This window comes from Kitasatospora sp. NPDC085895 (assembly GCF_040702125.1).
In the GTDB taxonomy this organism is placed as follows: Bacteria; Actinomycetota; Actinomycetes; order Streptomycetales; family Streptomycetaceae; genus Kitasatospora; species Kitasatospora arboriphila.
In genome coordinates, this window is the sequence record NZ_JBFBJY010000001.1 from 39445 (window position 1) to 55536 (window position 16092).

14 protein-coding genes are annotated in these 16092 nt (G+C 72.6%); 5 read left to right on the plus strand and 9 right to left on the minus strand.

All coding sequences use genetic code 11. From position 1 onward, the window contains the following. Window positions 1-542: 542 nt before the first annotated feature. The 5 genes from tuf to AB0442_RS00280 form a co-directional block, all read right to left on the minus strand. A complete protein-coding gene (tuf, locus tag AB0442_RS00260) occupies window positions 543-1736 on the minus strand; it encodes an elongation factor Tu (RefSeq protein ID WP_030263551.1) in 1194 nt (397 codons plus the stop codon). 222 nt (window positions 1737-1958) lie between these two features. Further along, the gene (gene fusA, locus AB0442_RS00265; RefSeq protein WP_263104938.1) at window positions 1959-4064 is read right to left on the minus strand and encodes an elongation factor G; all 2106 of its coding nucleotides are present in this window, start codon (window positions 4062-4064) and stop codon (window positions 1959-1961) included. A gap of 39 nt (window positions 4065-4103) precedes the next feature. Then, window positions 4104-4574, minus strand: coding sequence for a 30S ribosomal protein S7 (gene rpsG, locus AB0442_RS00270; RefSeq protein ID WP_030263556.1), 471 nt, complete (start codon window positions 4572-4574; stop codon window positions 4104-4106). Window positions 4575-4576: 2 nt separating this feature from the next. Then, window positions 4577-4948, minus strand: coding sequence for a 30S ribosomal protein S12 (gene rpsL / locus AB0442_RS00275; RefSeq protein WP_014144289.1), 372 nt, complete (start codon window positions 4946-4948; stop codon window positions 4577-4579). Between the two features lie 407 nt (window positions 4949-5355). Then, window positions 5356-5916 (minus strand): DUF1707 and DUF4190 domain-containing protein, encoded by a 561-nt coding sequence (locus AB0442_RS00280; protein ID WP_363540459.1) that lies wholly within the window; start codon window positions 5914-5916, stop codon window positions 5356-5358. A 225-nt stretch (window positions 5917-6141) separates the two neighbouring features. Here AB0442_RS00280 and AB0442_RS00285 point away from each other — a divergent pair, with 225 nt between their 5' ends. From AB0442_RS00285 to AB0442_RS00295, 3 genes are read left to right on the plus strand one after another with little or no spacing between them, the layout of a single operon-like run. Then, window positions 6142-7449, plus strand: a complete 1308-nt coding sequence (locus AB0442_RS00285) for a DUF2786 domain-containing protein (protein WP_366159745.1) — start codon at window positions 6142-6144, stop codon at window positions 7447-7449. 29 nt (window positions 7450-7478) lie between these two features. Then, window positions 7479-8600 carry an ADP-ribosylglycohydrolase family protein gene (locus AB0442_RS00290; protein WP_366159746.1) on the plus strand — a complete coding sequence of 374 codons (1122 nt, stop codon included), beginning with the start codon at window positions 7479-7481 and terminating at the stop codon, window positions 8598-8600. Between the two features lie 4 nt (window positions 8601-8604). Next, window positions 8605-9324: a VWA domain-containing protein gene (locus AB0442_RS00295; protein WP_366159747.1), complete on the plus strand. Its 720-nt coding sequence runs from the start codon at window positions 8605-8607 to the stop codon at window positions 9322-9324. Between the two features lie 28 nt (window positions 9325-9352). Here the strand turns inward: AB0442_RS00295 and AB0442_RS00300 are convergent, their stop codons facing one another. The 3 genes from AB0442_RS00300 to AB0442_RS00310 are packed head-to-tail and all read right to left on the minus strand — an operon-like array spanning window position 9353 to window position 12381. Then, window positions 9353-10351, minus strand: coding sequence for an ADP-ribosylglycohydrolase family protein (locus AB0442_RS00300; protein WP_366159748.1), 999 nt, complete (start codon window positions 10349-10351; stop codon window positions 9353-9355). A gap of 19 nt (window positions 10352-10370) precedes the next feature. After that, the gene (locus tag AB0442_RS00305; protein WP_366159749.1) at window positions 10371-11582 is read right to left on the minus strand and encodes a cytochrome P450; all 1212 of its coding nucleotides are present in this window, start codon (window positions 11580-11582) and stop codon (window positions 10371-10373) included. A 46-nt stretch (window positions 11583-11628) separates the two neighbouring features. Continuing rightward, window positions 11629-12381 (minus strand): Sir2 family NAD-dependent protein deacetylase, encoded by a 753-nt coding sequence (locus tag AB0442_RS00310; protein WP_366159750.1) that lies wholly within the window; start codon window positions 12379-12381, stop codon window positions 11629-11631. A gap of 112 nt (window positions 12382-12493) precedes the next feature. Here AB0442_RS00310 and AB0442_RS00315 point away from each other — a divergent pair, with 112 nt between their 5' ends. After that, window positions 12494-13558, plus strand: a complete 1065-nt coding sequence (locus AB0442_RS00315) for a MoxR family ATPase (protein ID WP_366159751.1) — start codon at window positions 12494-12496, stop codon at window positions 13556-13558. Then, the gene (locus tag AB0442_RS00320) at window positions 13555-15363 is read left to right on the plus strand and encodes a hypothetical protein (protein WP_366159752.1); all 1809 of its coding nucleotides are present in this window, start codon (window positions 13555-13557) and stop codon (window positions 15361-15363) included. The genes AB0442_RS00315 and AB0442_RS00320 overlap by 4 nt, the downstream gene beginning before the upstream one ends. Before the next feature lie 42 nt (window positions 15364-15405). On the opposite strand, the gene AB0442_RS00325 is transcribed toward AB0442_RS00320, so the two are convergent. Further along, a complete protein-coding gene (locus tag AB0442_RS00325) occupies window positions 15406-16080 on the minus strand; it encodes a response regulator transcription factor (RefSeq protein WP_366159753.1) in 675 nt (224 codons plus the stop codon). Window positions 16081-16092 lie beyond the last annotated feature (12 nt).

The window sequence follows — 16092 nt, forward strand, 5'->3', positions numbered from 1 at the left end:
TCCGCACTGCGGCCGGGCCGGATCCCGCCGGGTGCGGGCTCCTTCCCCCGGACTCTCCAGGCCAACATCTGGCTTGCCATTCCGGCCTCTCCTTGAAATCGACCCAGTGCGATGCGTGTCCGAGGCAGGAGCCCGGGCGTCGTCCGTGACGCAGGCACCGTTGCTCACCGCCCCGACCTCAGCGTCGACCGCGTCGCGGCCCATCGGCTTTCAGACGTCGAACACCGACCGCTCTCCCTGGGTCGGCGGGCGGATCCCCCCGCAGGATTATGCCAGCCGCCCTCGAACGGATTTCCCAGGGCCGCACCTCGGTCGGAGGAGGGGGCCGCACAAGGGCCCGCTCTCCGTCATCGCTCCACGGCGGCGATGCCCTCATGCACGGACCGATCCCGTGGTGGCGGGCTTCCCACTGACGAGGTCAGCACGGGAGACCACGGCCCAACGGCGGAAGGGCCCGCCCTCCCCGTCCTCGCGGACGGAGGGGGCGGGCCCTTCCGTTTGCCTTGCGGCGAGCCTGTCTACGACAGACCAGGGTCAGATCGTCACTTGACGATCTTGGTGACCTGGCCGGCGCCGACGGTGCGGCCACCCTCACGGATGGCGAACTTGAGGCCCTCCTCCATGGCGACGGGCTGGATCAGCGCGACGGTCATGGCGGTGTTGTCGCCCGGCATGACCATCTCGGTGCCCTCGGGGAGGGTCACGACGCCGGTCACGTCCGTGGTACGGAAGTAGAACTGCGGGCGGTAGTTGTTGAAGAAGGGGGTGTGACGGCCACCCTCGTCCTTCGACAGGATGTAGGCCTGGGCCTCGAAGTCGGTGTGCGGGGTGACCGAACCCGGCTTGATGATGACCTGGCCGCGCTCGACGTCCTCGCGCTTGATGCCACGGAGGAGCAGACCGACGTTCTCACCGGCCTGGCCCTCGTCGAGCAGCTTGCGGAACATCTCGATACCGGTGACCGTGGTGGTGGTCTTGGTGGTCTTGATGCCGATGATGTCGACGGTCTCGTTGACCTTGAGGACACCGCGCTCGATGCGGCCGGTGACGACGGTGCCACGACCGGTGATCGTGAAGACGTCCTCGATCGGCATCAGGAACGGCAGCTCGGTGGCACGGGCCGGGGTCGGGATCGACTCGTCGACGGCGTGCATGAGGCCGAGGAGCTTCTCGCCCCACTCCTTGTCGCCCTCGAGCGCCTTGAGCGCCGAGACGCGCACGACCGGCAGGTCGTCGCCCGGGAACTCGTACTCGGAGAGGAGCTCACGGACCTCGAGCTCGACGAGCTCCAGGATCTCCTCGTCGTCCACCATGTCGGCCTTGTTCAGGGCGACGACGATGTAGGGGACGCCGACCTGGCGGGCCAGGAGGACGTGCTCCTTGGTCTGCGGCATCGGGCCGTCGGTGGCGGCGACGACGAGGATCGCACCGTCCATCTGGGCCGCACCGGTGATCATGTTCTTGATGTAGTCAGCGTGACCCGGGCAGTCAACGTGGGCGTAGTGACGCGCCTCGGTCTGGTACTCGACGTGCGCGATCGAGATGGTGATACCGCGCTGCCGCTCCTCCGGCGCCTTGTCGATCTGGTCGAACGGCGTGAAGGGGTTGATGTCCGGGTACGCGTCGTGCAGCACCTTGGTGATCGCCGCGGTCAGCGTGGTCTTACCGTGGTCGATGTGACCGATGGTGCCGATGTTGACGTGGGGCTTCGTCCGCTCGAACTTCGCCTTCGCCACTGCAGTCCTCCTGAGGACAGTTCTGTACGCCGTACGACGTCAGTTGGTCTTTGATCGGGATTGGGAACGGGGCGCCGGTAGCGCTCCATGCCGTCCCGCGGGGTGGGGTGCCGGGAGGGCCCGGGGGAATCCGTGGGGATTCGCCCCGGGTTACCTCCTTCTAGCCTAAGGGGTCGGATTCGTCCCGAATAACGGGCCGAACCTTGACCGGCGGAGCCGGCCTTACTCGCCCTTGGCCTTGGCGATGATGTCGTCCGCCACGTTCCGCGGAACCTCGGCGTACGAGTCGAACTGCATCGAGTAGCTTGCGCGACCAGAGGTCTTGCTGCGCAGGTCACCGACGTAGCCGAACATCTCGGAGAGCGGCACGAGCGCCTTGACGACGCGCGCACCGTGACGCTCCTCCATGGCCCGGATCTGGCCACGGCGGGAGTTGATGTCGCCGATCACGTCGCCCATGTAGTCCTCGGGCGTGGTGACCTCGACGGCCATCATCGGCTCCAGGAGGGCCGGACCGGCCTTCTTGGCGCCTTCCTTGAAGGCCATCGAACCGGCGATCTTGAACGCGAGCTCGGACGAGTCGACGTCGTGCGACGCGCCGTCGAGCAGGGTCACGCGGACGCCCTGGAGCGGGTAGCCGGCGAGGACACCGAACTCCATGGCCTCCTGGCAACCGGCGTCGACCGAGGGGATGTACTCCTTCGGCACGCGGCCACCGGTGACCTTGTTGACGAACTCGTAGCCCTCGCCCGACTCCAGCGGCTCGATCGCGATCTGGATCTTCGCGAACTGACCCGAACCACCGGTCTGCTTCTTGTGCGTGTAGTCGATGCGCTCGACGGCCTTGCGGATCGTCTCGCGGTACGCGACCTGCGGCTTGCCGACGTTGGCCTCGACCTTGAACTCACGGCGCATACGGTCGACGAGCACCTCGAGGTGCAGCTCGCCCATACCCGCGATGATGGTCTGGCCGGTCTCCTCGTCCGTGTTGACCTGGAAGGACGGGTCCTCCTCGGCGAGACGCTGGATGGCGACACCCAGCTTCTCCTGGTCGCCCTTGGACTTGGGCTCGATCGCGACGCGGATGACCGGGGCCGGGAAGTCCATGGACTCCAGGATGACCGGCTGCTTCTCGTCGGACAGCGTCTCACCGGTGGTGGTCTGCTTCAGGCCCATGACGGCGATGATGTCGCCGGCGCCCACCGAGTCGATCTCCTCACGCTTGTTCGCGTGCATGCGGTAGATCTTGCCGATGCGCTCCTTCTTGCCCTTGACGGAGTTCAGCACCGAGGTGCCGGACTCCAGGCGGCCGGAGTACACGCGGACGAAGGTGAGCTTGCCCAGGTGCGGGTCAGACATGATCTTGAACGCCAGGGCGGCCAGCGGCTCGTCGTCCGAGGCCTGGCGGACGATCTTCTCTTCGGGGTTGTTCGGCTTGGTGCCCTCGATGCCCTCGATGTCGAGGGGCGACGGCAGGTACTTCACAACCGCGTCGAGCAGGGGCTGAACGCCCTTGTTCTTGAACGCCGAGCCGCAGAAGATCGGGGTGAAGTCCGAGTTCAGCGTGCCCTTGCGGATCGCGGCGACCAGCAGCTCCTCGGGGATGTCCTCGCCCTCCAGGGCGAGCTCCATCACCTCGTCGCTGACGTTCGACACGGTGTCGAGCAGGGCCTCGCGGTACTCCTCGGCCTTGTCGGCGAGGTCGGCCGGGATGTCGACGACGTCGTACATCTCGCCCTTGGTGGCCTCGGGCGACCAGACCAGGGCCTTCATCTTCACCAGGTCGACGACGCCGACGAAGTCGGACTCCGCGCCGATCGGGAGCTGCATGACCAGCGGGGTGGCGCCGAGGCGGTCCACGATGGTCTGCACGCAGAAGTAGAAGTCGGCGCCCGTGCGGTCCAGCTTGTTGATGAAGCAGATGCGCGGGACGCCGTAGCGGTCAGCCTGCCGCCACACGGTCTCGGACTGGGGCTCGACGCCGGCGACGCCGTCGAACACCGTCACGCCACCGTCGAGCACGCGCAGCGAGCGCTCCACCTCGACGGTGAAGTCGACGTGGCCCGGGGTGTCGATGATGTTGATGGTGTTGTCGACGCCGTCGAGCGTCCAGTGACAGGTCGTCGCGGCCGACGTGATGGTGATGCCGCGCTCCTGCTCCTGCTCCATCCAGTCCATGGTGGCAGCGCCATCGTGGACCTCACCGATCTTGTACGAGACACCGGTGTAGAACAGGATCCGCTCGGTGGTGGTGGTCTTGCCCGCGTCGATGTGCGCCATGATCCCGATGTTGCGGACCTTGGCGAGGTCAAGGGAGGTTGCAGCCATGGTGGCTCGTTCTCTCTCTGTCTAGTGACGGGGTTCGGACTACCAGCGGTAGTGCGCGAAGGCCTTGTTGGACTCGGCCATCTTGTGGGTGTCCTCGCGACGCTTCACGGACGCGCCGAGGCCGTTGCTGGCGTCGAGGATCTCGTTCAGCAGACGCTCGGTCATGGTCTTCTCGCGACGGGCGCGGGAGTAACCGACGAGCCAGCGCAGCGCCAGGGTGTTGGCACGGCCCGGCTTGACCTCGACCGGCACCTGGTAGGTCGCGCCACCGACACGGCGGGACTTGACCTCGAGGGTCGGCTTGACGTTCTCCAGGGCGCGCTTGAGCGCGACCACCGGGTCGGCGCCGGTCTTCTCGCGGACGCCCTCGAGGGCGCCGTACACGATCCGCTCGGCGGTGGAGCGCTTGCCGTGCAGCAGGATCTTGTTGACCAGCGAGGTCACCAGCGGGGAGCCGTAAACCGGGTCGATGATGACCGGGCGCTTCGGGGCGGGGCCCTTACGAGGCATTCTTACTTCTCCTTCTTGGCGCCGTAGCGGCTGCGAGCCTGCTTGCGGTTCTTGACACCCTGGGTGTCGAGGGAACCGCGGATGATCTTGTAGCGGACACCAGGAAGGTCCTTCACACGGCCACCGCGGACCAGCACGATGGAGTGCTCCTGCAGGTTGTGGCCCTCGCCCGGGATGTAGGCGGTGACCTCGATCCCGCTGGTGAGGCGCACACGGGCGACCTTACGAAGCGCCGAGTTCGGCTTCTTCGGGGTGGTCGTGTACACACGCGTGCAGACGCCACGACGCTGCGGGGAGCCCTTCAGGGCGGGCGTCTTGTTCTTCTCGACCTTGTCCTGCCGGCCCTTTCGGACCAGCTGCTGGATCGTAGGCACCGTTTCTCCGTTTTCTGTGTGCCAAGGCTGCGTAAAACTAACCTGCGGCGCCCCTCGACCCACCGACCCACGCGGTCGGGTGTGTCGAGTCTCCCGGCGGAGGAATCGCGGAATCCCATGAGCTGATGGACAGCGACGGCGCTCGCACGGCGAGAGCGGGATCAGCGCTCCGCTACGGCGGCCGGTCAACTGGCACGCACAAGGACCCGGGGACACCCCAGGCACGAATCAGAGCGTACCTAGCGCATCGGCGGCGGTCAAAACAAATGCAACGCCGCTGCTCACCCGGGCGAGCCTGGACAACCAGAACGGTGCGGGAACGTTCGAGCCGTCTTACCACACATCGGACGGGACCGCCACCTTGCCCGGCCGCCGTCCCGGCCCGCGGAACGGGACGGAACCGCAGGTCAGCCCGCGGACACCACGGCGAGCAGCATCATCAGCGCCCACCCGGCCACCGACAGCCAGCCGATCACCAGACCGGCCGTCGCCATGCCGTCGCCCTCCTCGCGGCCGGCCCGCAGCTGCGACTTCGCGATGTGCCCGGTGACCACGGCCGGGATGCCGAGCGCGCCGAAGGTCGGCAGGCAGAGCAGGCCCAGCACCATCGAGGCGATCGCCATCCCGTTGGTGCGCGGCGGCGCGTACGGCGCCGGCGGCGGCATGAAGGTCGGCGGGACGACCGGCACGGCCGCGCCCATCGGCGCCACCATCGGCCCGGACGGCAGGTCGGCGACCAGCTGCGCGAGCTGACCGTACGTCTGCGCGCGGTGCGCGTGGTCGAAGCGCTGCGAGTACTCCTCCGCCGTCAGCCGGCCCTCGGCGTAGGCGGCCTTCAGCACGTCGACCGTCCGCTCGCGGTCCGCGTGGGCGGCGCGCATCGCGGCCTGCGGGGTGGCCGCCGGCTGCCAGGGCTGCGGCGGCGGGCCGTACGACTGCTGCGGATGCCTCCACGGCTCAACGGCCATGCGGCCACCTCCCTGACACCCCGTCGCGCGTCGGCTGCGCGTGCTGCCCCTACAGAATGCAGGACGAGCGGCGCCCCCGAGTAGTTGCCCGCCACGAAGACCGATTCACGTGGCGGCCGCCACGCGCCGCCCGCGGCCCGCCCGCCCGTCGGAGCCGCTCCTGCATCATGGGACGGGGTCCGGCCGGTCGTGGCCGGGCCGGCGGACGCGGACGGAAGAGGCATCGTGGGCAGGCGCAGCGGCAGGGCCGGGCAGGACTCCGCCGTCGAGGGGCTGCTGGCCTCGGCGGTGCAGCAGGTCGTGGCGGCGCCCGCGGAGACGTTGGAGTACGCGCTGGACGGCGGCGCCTCGCTGCTGGCCGCCTCGGCGGAGCAGTGGCCGGAGGTCGGCCGGGCGCTGCTGGCGTTCGCGGAGCGCGCGGTCGGCCGGTGCTGGACGGCCGGGTGGCGGCCCGCCGACCTCGTCCGGGTGGTGCGGCGCGAGCTGGGGCCGGTGCACCTGGCGCTGGCGGTCGACCTGATCGCGGCGGAGGGCAGGCGGCACCCGGCCGCCTCGCTGGACCGGCGCTGGCAGGAGCAGCTGCGGGAGCTGGCGGCCGAGGTGTGGTGGGGGTCGGACGAGGCGTACCTGCCGGAGTTCGCGGCCCGGCACCGGCAGGACCGGTTCGCGCTGGCGACGGCCGCGCTGGAGCTGCTGCGGGCCTGGTCGCTGCTGCCGCCGATCGCGCCGGTCGGCCCGGTGCCCGGGCAGCAGGGCGGCGGTCGGGCGTTCGACCCGGCGGCCGCGCGCCCGGCGGCGGGCGAGCCGCGGATGCTCGGGCGGATCCGGGCGCTGCTGGCGAAGGCCGAGTCGACGGAGTTCCCCGACGAGGCGGAGGCGCTGACCGAAAAGGCCCAGCAGCTGATGGCGCAGCACTCGATCGACGAGGCGCTGCTCGCGGCGGGCGGCCCGGCGAAGGACGCGCCGGCCGCGCTGCGGATCGGGGTCGACCAGCCGTACGAGAGCCCGAAGGCGATGCTGCTGGACGCGGTGGCGGCGGCGAACCGGTGCCGGGTGGTGTGGGCGAAGGAGTTCGGCTTCTGCACGGTGATCGGCTTCGACGCGGACCTGGACGCGGCGGAGCTGCTCTACACCTCGCTGCTGGTGCAGGGCACCGCGGCGATGCACCGGGCGGGCAGCCGCCGGCACCAGGACGGCGCGCCGCGGACGAAGGCGTTCCGTCAGTCCTTCCTGATCTCCTATGCTGCGCGGATCCGGGAGCGGCTCACCGAGGCGACCGAGCGGGCGACCGCCGACGCGGCGGCCGGACGGCACCTGCGCGAGGACGGCACCTCCGAGCAGCTGGCGCCGGACGAGCGGCTGCTGCCGGTGCTGGCGGCCCGCGGGCAGGCGGTGGACGACACGGTCGGGCGGATGTTCCCGAAGCTGGTCTCGCAGCGGGTGCGGGTCAGCGACGGAGAGGGGTGGGCGGCCGGACGGGCCGCCGCGGACCGGGCGGCGCTGCACGGGCGCGCCGGGGCGATCGAGGACTGACGGCCGGGGCGGCCGCGGAGGGGGAGACGATGGTGGAGTACCGGGACCGCGTGCGCGGCTCACTGGTGGGCGGGGCGCTCGGCGACGCGCTGGGCTGGCCGGTGGAGTTCCAGCGGCTGGACGACATCCGGGACCGCTTCGGCCCGGACGGGCTGCGCTCGCCGGCGGCCGGCGGCCGGCACGGCGAGGTGACCGACGACACCCAGATGACGCTGTTCACCGCCGAGGGCCTGCTGCGCGGCGGTACCCGCGAGGAGGTCCACCGGGCGTACCGGCGGTGGATGCTGACCCAGCGGCTGCCCGGGCCGGAGCGCCACCCGGACGGGTGGCTGCTCGGCCGGGAGTTCCTGTACGCCTCGCGGGCGCCGGGGACGGCCTGCACCAGCGGGCTCGCCGGGTACGGCTACCTGCCGGCGGTGGCGTACGGGCTGCACGGCGAGGTGAACGCGCAGTCCAAGGGCTGCGGCACGGTGATGCGCTCGGCGCCGTTCGGGCTGGCCCGGCTGGGGGTGCGGCGGGCCTTCGAACTGGCGGCGGACTGCGCTCAGCTGACGCACGGACACCCGACGGGGTACCTGGCGGCGGGGGCCTTCGCGGCGCTGGTCGAACGGCTGGTGCACGGGACGGAGCTGCGGCGGGCGGTCGAGGAGACCGTCGAGCAGACCGCGGCGTACCCGGGCGGCGAGGAGACGGTGGCGGCGCTGCGGCACGCGGTGCGGGTGGCCGGGCTCGGCCCGGCGTGCCCCGAGCGGGTGGAGCAGGTGGGCCTCGGCTGGATCGCCGAGGAGTGCCTGGCGATCGCGGTGTACGCGGCGCTGACGGGCGCGGACGCCCGGGAGGCGCTGGTGCTGGCGGCGAACCACTCGGGGGACAGCGACTCCACCGGTGCGGTCTGCGGCAACCTGGTCGGCGCGATGTACGGCACCGCCGGGCTGCCGGCGGACTGGACGGCCGAGGTGGAGGGCCTGGACGTGGTGCTGCAGGTCGCGGACGACCTGGTGGCGGCCTTCGCGGACGGCGACCGGGCCGCACTGGCGGACCGGTACCCGCTGCTGCCCCCGGTGGAGGCTCCCGCGGCTCCCGCCTTCTCGACTCCCGTCGCTCCCCCGGCACCGCAGGCGGGCCGGCAGCGCTTCCGGACCAGGGACTGAGCCGGTGGGCCTGAGCCCGGAGAAGGTGGCGGCCGCCGCGCCGGGGCTGGTCGGCCACTACGCGTCGGCGCGGGTCAGCCTGGAGAAGTCCGGGCTGCGCGGGGTGCGGGCCGCGGTGTACCTGGTGCTGGACCGGTCCGGGTCGATGCGGCCGTTCTACCGCTCGGGTGCCGTCCAGCGCTTCGCCGAGCAGGTGCTGGCGCTCTCCGCGCACCTGGACGACGACGGGCGGGTGCCGGTGGTGTTCTTCTCCACCGAGGTGGACGGGGTGGCCGAGCTCGCGCTCGACGACCACCGCGGCCGGATCGACGCGCTGCACGCCGGGCTCGGGCACATGGGCCGCACCAACTACCACCTGGCGATGAAGGCCGTGATCCGGCACCACCAGCTGTCCGGGGCGAACGCCCCGGCGCTGGTGGTGTTCCAGACCGACGGCGGCCCGACCGCCCGCGGCGCGGCCCGCGAGCTGCTCTGCCTGGCCGCCGAACTGCCGCTCTACTGGCAGTTCGTGGGCTTCGGCGACCCGGCCGACCAGGAGTTCGCCTTCCTGCACCGGCTGGACGAGCTCCCGGTGCCCGCGGCCCGGCCGGTCGACAACGCAGGCTTCTTCCCGGCCGGCCGCGACCCCGGCTCCCACTCCGACGCCGAGCTGTACGACCGGCTGCTGGACGGCTTCCCCGCGTGGCTGGCGGCCGCCCGGGCGGCGGGCGTCCTGGCCGGCTGAGTCGGCGTCCCGGTCGGCCGAGCGGGCGTCAGTCCCAGAGCGCGCCGAGCGCGAGGAGTTCGTCGCGGTACTCGATGCGCTGGGCCCACTCGGCGGGCCAGGCGGCGCTGCCGTGCCGGGCGCCGGCGAAGGCGCCGGTGAGGCAGGCGATGGAGTCGGAGTCGCCGGAGGAGAAGGCGGCCCGGCGGACGGCCGCGACCGGGTCGTCGGGCAGCAGCAGGAAGCACAGCAGGCCGGTGGCGAAGGCCTCTTCGGCGATCCACCCGGCGCCGGTGATCTCGCACGGGTCGGTGTCGAGGGAGGGCCGGGCGAGCGCGGCGTCCAGCCGGTCGAGGACGAAGAGGCACTCGTCCCAGCCGCGGGTGGCGAAGGTCTCCGGCGACGGGTCCTGGGCGTGGGCGGCGAGGTCGCCGAGCCAGAACGCGTCGTAGCGGCCGCGCTGCCCGGTGGCGTACGCGCGCAGCAGGCCCGGGAGTTCGGCCGGGGCGGTGCCGTCGGCGAGCAGCCGCACGGTGTGCGCGGTGAGCACGCTGGCGGCGAGCGCGGTGGGGTGGCCGTGGGTCAGCCCGGACTGCAGCTGCGCGGCGCCGGAGAGCTGGGCCGGCGTCAGCCCGCGGACGAGGCCGAGCGGGGCGACCCGCATGTTGGCGCCGCAGCCCTTGGATCCGACGTCGCTCGCCTGCTGCCAGGACGTGCCGTCCCTGCTGAGGCGGTGGCAGGAGCGCATGCAGGTGCGGCCGGGGGCGCGGTTGTTCTCCGGGGAGCGCCACCAGTCGACGAACTCCTCGCGCAGCGGCCGCTCCAGGCGCAGCGGGGTGAGCGGGCCGCGCTCCAGGGCGGTGCGCAGGGCGCGGCCGAGGGCAAGGGTCATCTGGGTGTCGTCGGTGACCCTGGCCGGGTCGGGCAGCGGGAGCCGGCGCCAGTCGGGGCAGCCGGCGGTGATGCCCGCCATGGTGTCGAACTCGGTGGGTCGTCCCATGGCGTCGCCGATCGCCAGCCCCAGCAGTGCCCCCGTTGCCGCTCCCACGGCCACCTCCAGCGGTGTGTCAGACCTCGACCAGCAGTTCTTCGAGTCCGCGGATCACGTAGCCGGGCCGCCAGACGGGCTCGCGGACGAGGCGCAGGCCGGGTGCCCGGCGGAGCAGTGCGCCGAAGGACTCGTTGAGCTCCAGTCTGGCGAGCGGAGCGCCGAGACAGAAATGGATTCCGGCGCCGAAGGTGATGTGCGGGTTGTCGGTGCGGCCGAGATCGAGCCGGTCGGGGTCGGCGAAGCGCTCGGGGTCGCGGTTGGCGGAGCCGAAGAGCAGCGCGACCTCGGAGCCGCGCGGGATCCGTACCCCGCCGACCTCGATGTCCTCCAGCACCCAGCGTTCGAACATCTGCAGCGGGGTGTCCCAGCGCATCAGTTCCTCGACGGCGGTGGGCAGCAGTTCGTCCACCGAGGCGCGGAGCCGGGCGAGTTCGCCGGGGTTGCGGAAGAGCGCCCACCAGCCGTTGCCGGTGGTGTTGACGGTCGCCTCGTGCCCGGCGTTGAGCAGCAGCACGCAGGTGGAGACGACCTCCTGCTCGCTGAGCACCTCCCCCTCGTCGGCGACCAGGGCGAGGGCACTGATCAGGTCGTCGCCGGGGTCGGTGCGGCGCCGCCGGATCAGGGCGCGCAGGTAGTCGGAGAACTCGGTGCTGGCGCGGACGGCGCGCCGCGCGGTCTCCTCGCCCGGGTTGAGCTCGAACATGCCGGTGATGTCGGCGGACCACGGCCGCAGCAGGTGCCGGTCGCCCTCCGGGACGCCGAGCATCTCGGCGATGACGGCGACCGGCAGCGGCTCGGCGACCGTCGCGATCAGGTCGCCGCCGCCGTCGGCCAGCAGGCCGGTGACGAGTCCGTCGGCGAGCCGGGCGACGGTGGGGCGCAGCGACTCGACCCGGCGCGGGGTGAAGGCCTTGGAGACCAGGCGGCGGATGCGGGTGTGGTCGGGGGCCTCCAGGTCGAGCAGGCCGTTGTCGTTGAGGGTGTGGAAGGGCTCGTGCGCGGGGTCGGGCTCGGGCCGGCCGAACTCGGCGTGGGTGTAGCGGTGGGTGTAGGTGCGGCCGAGCCTGCGGTCGCGCAGCAGGGCGGAGACGTCGGCGTACCGGGCGACCAGCCACTGGTTGCTGGGTTCGTACCGGGTGACCGGCGCCTTCGCCCGGAGCTCGGCGTACGCGTCGTAGGGGTGGGCGACGAACGCCGCCGACCACGGGTCGAAGCCACCGCTTGCCATCGTCCGCCTCCCACGCGTCCGGGGAGGGCCCATGCTACGCAGCCGGTCAGGCCGGGGTGGAGAACTCCCCTGCGGTGATCCGGGCGACCAGCGCGGGCAGCGCCTGCGAGATCGGTTCGCGGATCACCTCGGCGGCCTCGTCGTCGTAGGGGGTCGGGTCGGCGTTGACGACGATCAGCCGGGCGCCGTGCTCCACCGCGACCCGGGCGAGACCGGCCGCCGGGTGGACCTGCAGCAGGGTGCCGACGGCGAGGAACAGGTCGCAGGCCTTGGCGATCGCCGCGGCGTCCGCGAGCACCCGCTCGTCGAGCACCTCGCCGAACATCACGGTGCACGGCTTGAGCACGCCCCCGCAGGCGAGGCAGGCCGGGTCCGGTTCGCCGGCGTCGACCCGGGCCAGCGCCTCGGCCATCGGGGTGCGCAGGCGGCAGCGGACGCACTGCACCCGGTCGGCGGTGCCGTGGAGTTCGAGCACCTTGCGCTCGGGCAGGCCCGAACGCCGGTGCAGGCCGTCGACGTTCTGCGTGAGGACGCGCATCGGCAGCCCGGAGCGCTCCAGTTCGACGAGCGCGAGGTGGCCGGCGTTGGGTTCGGCACCGACGGCGCCGACCTCCTTGCGCAGCTGCCAGGACCGCCGGCGGACGTCCGGATCGGCGAGGTACGGGCCGATGGTGACGAGCTCCTGCGCCTTCGGGTCGCGCTGCCACAGGCCGTTCGGGCCGCGGTAGTCGGGGATGCCGGAGTCGGTGGAGATGCCCGCGCCGGTGAGGACGGCGATCAGGGGCCGCTTGGCGTTCATGGCCGGGACGGTACGCGGACGGCCGCGGCCGGCGCCACCGGAAAAACCCGGTGCGCCGCGCGGCGGCGGCTGCGCACACTGGCCGGGAAGCCCACCGTGTCGAAGGAGTCCTGTGCAGGGTGCCGTCACCGTCTCGCCGTCCCGGGTACCGGAGTTGCTGCTGGGTCTGGCGACCGTCCGCCCGGTCTTCCTGTGGGGTGCGCCCGGCATCGGCAAGTCCTCGCTGGTGCGGGGGTTCGCCGATTCGCTGGGTCTGGAGTGCGTGAGCCTGATCGGCACCCAGCTGGCGCCGGAGGACCTGGTCGGCGTGCCGCAGCTGACCGCGGACGGCCGGTCCCGGTTCTGCCCGCCGGAGTCGATCGCCCGCGACGAGCCGTACTGCCTGTTCCTCGACGAGCTCAACGCGGCCTCGCCGGACGTGCAGAAGGCCTTCTACTCGCTGATCCTGGACCGCCGGATCGGCTCCTACGAGCTGCCGCCGGGCTCGATCGTGATCGGCGCGGGCAACCGGGCGACCGACGGTGCGTTGGCCCGGCCGATGGCCTCCGCGCTGGTCAACCGGCTGGTCCACGTGCACCTGCGGGCCAGCGCCACCGACTGGCTGGCCTGGGCGGCCGACGCGGGCATCCACCCGTGGGTGCTGGACCACCTCACCGACCGGCCGGACCACCTGTGGTCGGCGCCGCCGAAGACCGAGGAGCCGTTCTCCACCCCGCGCTCCTGGCACATGCTCTCCGACGCGCTGCACTCCTTCGGCCCGGCCCTGGACGAGGCGGCGCTGCAGGTGGTCGCGCACGGCCTGCTCACCCCGCAGCACGCGGTGGCCTTCTGCGGCTACGCCAAGATCGTCCGCAACGCGTACGGGCTGGACGCCATCCTCAAGGGCGACGCCCGCTGGCCCGCCCGGTTGGAGGACCGCGACCTGCTGTACTACCTGGCCGACGCCTTCCGCGGGAGGCTGGTCAAGGTGCTCCCGGCCCGCAAGGAGCACGCCTCCGAGCAGCTGCGGCGCACCGCGTACCGGGCGAAGTCGCTGCTCGTCCAGCTCGCCGAGATCTCCGTCGAGGTCGCCCAGACCGTCATCGCGGACGGCGAGGACGGCAACCCGGTGCTGCCGTCCTGGTTCCTGGTCGAGGCCGCCCGGGACATGCCCCGGCTGGTCGAGGCCCGGCGGTGAGCCGTGCCGCCGCGAAGCGCCGCGCCGCCGGCCGTGATCCCGAGGAACGTCCGGACCCGGCCGCCGAGGCCTTCCGGGCGGGACTGGCGCTGGTGGGGGCCAACCACGCCCTGAACGCGATCGACGCCCGGATCTGCACCGCCCCCGACTGCGAAGCCGTCCCGCCCGGCGGCTGGGCGGTCGTCGACTCCGACGGCACCGTGCACGCCGACATCGGGCGGCGCGCCGAACCCGCCGAGTGGGCCTGGGTGCTGACGCACTGCCTGCTCCACCTCGGCTTCGGCCACGTGCCCGCCGCGCGCGGCCGGCGCACACCGGCCGACGACGCGCTGCAGGCCGCCCGCTGCACCGCCGTCCACCGCTTCCAGGCCACCTTCCACGTCGGGCGCTGCCCGTTCGACCTGCCGCGGTCGCTGCCCGCCGGCGACGAGGACGAACTCGCCGCCCGCTGGCGCCGCGACGGGGTGCCGGACGTCCCGAGCGCCTGCGGCCCGGGCCTCGCCGACCAGCTGCTGGTGCCCTGGCAGGGGTACCGGGACCCGGAGGACTGGACGGCCGCGTTCGCCGCGGCCCTCACCCGGACGGTCTCCGCCGCGATGGACGTCGCCGGCGGCCGCCGGGCCGGCCTCACCGACGCCCGCGAACCGCAACGGCCCTGGATGCGGGCGCTGAACTGGTTCGTCTCCTCCTACCCGCTGCTCGGCGGCATCGCGGCCGGCATGACCGTCGTCGCCGACGCCGAACTCGTCCGCGCGCACGGGATCTCCGTCGCCGCGGTGAACGCCGCGGCCGGCGAGCTCTACGTCAACCCGCTGCTGCACCTGACCGACGAGGAGTGGCGGTTCGTCCTCGGCCACGAGATGCTGCACGCCGCCCTGCGGCACGGCGACCGGACGGGCGCCCGCGACCCGTACCTCTTCAACGTCGCCTGCGACTTCGTGGTGAACGGCTGGCTGGTCGAGATGGGCGTCGGCGACATGCCGGAGGGCCTGCTGCACGACCCGCAGCTCAAGGGGCTCTCCGCCGAGGAGGTGTACGACCGGATCGTCCGCGACCAGCGGCGGATCCGCCGCCTCGCCACCCTCGCCGGGAAGGGCCGGCCGGACGTGCTCGGCGAGCCGCTCGGCAACCCGCGCGACCACGTCGACCTGGACGGGTTCTACCGGCGCGGCCTGCAGCAGGGCTTCGAACTCCACACCCGGGAGCGCGGCACCCTCCCCGCCGGACTGGTCGAGGAGATCCGCGCGCTCGCCCACCCGCCCCTGCCCTGGGACGCGCAGCTCGCCCGCTGGTTCGACGAGTTCGTGCCGTCCCCGCAGACCGTGCGCAGCTACGCCCGGCCCTCGCGCCGGCAGTCCGCCACCCCGGACATCCCGCGGGCGGGGCGGTGGCGGCCCGAGGAGGAGGTCGCCCGGTGCACCTTCGGCGTGGTGCTCGACACCTCCGGCTCGATGAGCCGGCCGCTGCTCGGCAAGGCCCTCGGCGCCATCGCCTCGTACGCGGCGGCCCGCGACGTGGCCGCCGCCCGGGTGGTGTTCTGCGACGCCGCACCGCACGACGCCGGCTACCTGCCGCCGGAGGAGATCGCCGGCCGGGTCCGCGTCCGGGGCCGCGGCGGCACGGTGCTGCAGCCCGGGGTCGACCTGCTGGAACGCGCCGAGGACTTCCCGCCGGGGGCTCCGCTGCTGGTGATCACCGACGCCGAGTGCGACGTCCTGCGGATCCGCCGCGAGCACGCCTACCTCGTCCCCCGCGGCGCCACCCTCCCCTTCACCCCCCGCGGCCCGGTCTTCCGCATGCGCTAGGGCTCCCGGCGGCGGCTCGGGGCGACGGTCGCGGACGGCCCGTCACGGCTCCCCCGCGACCACCGCCCCGGACTCGTAGGCGAAGACCACGGCGTGCACGCGGTCGCGCAGCTGCAGCTTGGCGAGGAGGTTGGAGACGTGGGTCTTCACCGTGTGCTCGCTGACGGTGAGTTCGGCGGCGATCTCGGCGTTGGAGAGTCCGCGGGCGAGCAGCCGCAGCGTCTGGGCCTCGCGGCCGGTCAGCTGCTGCAGCAGCCGGGAGGGCGGCCGCGCCGGGCTCGCCGGTCCGGCCCTGCGGGCGGTGAACTCGCCGATCAGCCGTCGGGTGACGGAGGGCGCGAGCAGCGCCTCGCCGGAAGCGACCGTGCGGACGCCGTGGGTGAGGTCGTCGCGCCGGACGTCCTTCAGCAGGAAACCGCTGGCTCCGGCGTAGAGCGCGTCGAAGACGTAGTCGTCGATGTCGAAGGTGGTCAGCATGACGACCTTGGTGCCGGGGTGCTCGGCGCAGACCCGGCGCGCCGCCTCCAGCCCGTCCATGACCGGCATGCGGACGTCCAGGAGCAGCACGTCGGGACGGTGCTCCCGGACGGCTTCGACGGCCTGGGCGCCGTCCGCCGCCTCGGCGACCACCTCGATGTCGGGCTGGGCGTCCAGGATCATGCCGAAGCCGGCCCGGACCAGCTCCTGGTCATCCGCGACGACCACACGGATCACCACTGCGTGCTCTCC